This window comes from Pseudomonas sp. P5_B2, assembly GCF_056400445.1.
The window spans coordinates 1-1567 of the sequence record NZ_JBFULH010000820.1 but is presented as its reverse complement, the minus strand read 5'-3'; the positions used below and the strand labels follow the sequence as shown (position 1 = coordinate 1567).

Sequence of the window (1567 nt, the reverse complement as noted above, 5' to 3'; positions counted from 1 at the left end):
CAGCGGGTCAAGGCATTGGACATGTTCCTTGCCGACCTCTATCACGAGCAGCGCATCATCAAGGCGGGCATCATTCCAGCCGAGCAAGTGCTGGCCAACGAGCAATACCAGTTGGCGATGCAAGGGCTGGATCTGCATCGGGATATTTATTCGCACATTTCTGGCGTCGATTTGGTGCGCGACGGCGACGGCACGTACTACGTGCTCGAAGACAACCTGCGTACACCCAGCGGCGTGAGCTACATGCTCGAAGACCGCAAGATGATGATGCGCCTGTTMCCCGAGTTGTTCTCGGCGCAACGCATCGCTCCCATCGATCACTATCCGAATTTGCTTCTGGATACCCTGAAAAGTTCCAGTCCGATCGACAACCCGAGCGTGGTGGTGCTGACGCCGGGTCGCTTCAACAGCGCGTTTTTCGAACATGCCTTTTTGGCCCGGGAGATGGGGGTTGAACTGGTGGAAGGTGCAGACCTGTTCGTGCGCGATGACAAGGTGTTCATGCGAACCACGGACGGGCCGAAAGCCGTCGACGTGATCTACCGTCGCCTTGACGACGCATTCCTCGATCCGCTGGCGTTCAATCCGGATTCGATGCTGGGCGTTCCGGGGCTGCTGTCGTCGTACCGCTCCGGCAACGTAGTGCTGGCGAATGCCATCGGCACCGGGGTCGCGGACGACAAGTCGGTGTATCCGTTTGTCACCGACATGATCCGTTTCTACCTCGACGAAGAACCGATCCTGAAAAACGTGCCGACGTTCCAGTGCCGCAACCCCTCTGAACTGTCCCACGTCCTGGCCAATCTTCCCGATCTGGTGGTCAAGGAAACCCAGGGCTCCGGCGGTTACGGAATGCTGGTGGGGCCGGCGGCGACGGCGGCGGAAATCGAGTCGTTCCGTGCACGGATCAAAGCCAAGCCCCATGCGTACATCGCGCAACCGACGTTGTCCCTGTCGACCTGTCCGACCTTTGTCGAAAACGGCATCGCCCCACGCCACATCGACCTGCGTCCGTTTGTATTGTCTGGCCGCGAAACCCGGGTTGTGCCCGGCGGTTTGACCCGTGTCGCCCTGCGTGAAGGCTCTCTGGTGGTGAATTCATCCCAGGGTGGCGGAACCAAGGACACCTGGGTGGTCGAGGATTGAAGGAAGCCTGCCATGTTAAGTAGAACTGCCTCGGATTTGTATTGGATGTCGCGTTACCTGGAGCGGGCGGAAAACCTCGCACGGATGCTCGACATCAGTTATTCGCTGTCGTTGATGCCACAGGATGGTCGCGGTGACGGGCTGCACGAACTCGCCATGCCGCTGCTGATCACCGGCACCCTGGACGACTATCTGGAGCGCCACGGCGCGTTGCATGCCGAACGGTTGCTGCATTTCTTCGCCCTGGATGCGGCCAACCCGGCGAGCATCTACAGTTGCCTCGGCTCCGCTCGGGCCAGCGCCCATGCGGTGCGTGGGCGAATCACCGCCGACATGTGGGAAAACATCAACGCCACCTGGCTGGAGATTCGCGGGATCGCGGAGCAGGGTTTGAGCCGCTACGGCATGAGCCGTTTTTGCG

General features: G+C 60.2%; 2 protein-coding genes. Both read left to right on the top strand.

Annotated features, from left to right (window positions below; all coding sequences use genetic code 11):
* Window positions 1-1146 (top strand): circularly permuted type 2 ATP-grasp protein (locus tag AC1DRJ_RS27110; RefSeq protein ID WP_477804856.1); only part of this gene is annotated, 1146 nt, incomplete at its 5' end.
* 12 nt (window positions 1147-1158) lie between these two features.
* Window positions 1159-1567, top strand: a 409-nt coding sequence (locus AC1DRJ_RS27105; protein WP_477804855.1) for an alpha-E domain-containing protein, incomplete at its 3' end; no start/stop codon positions are given.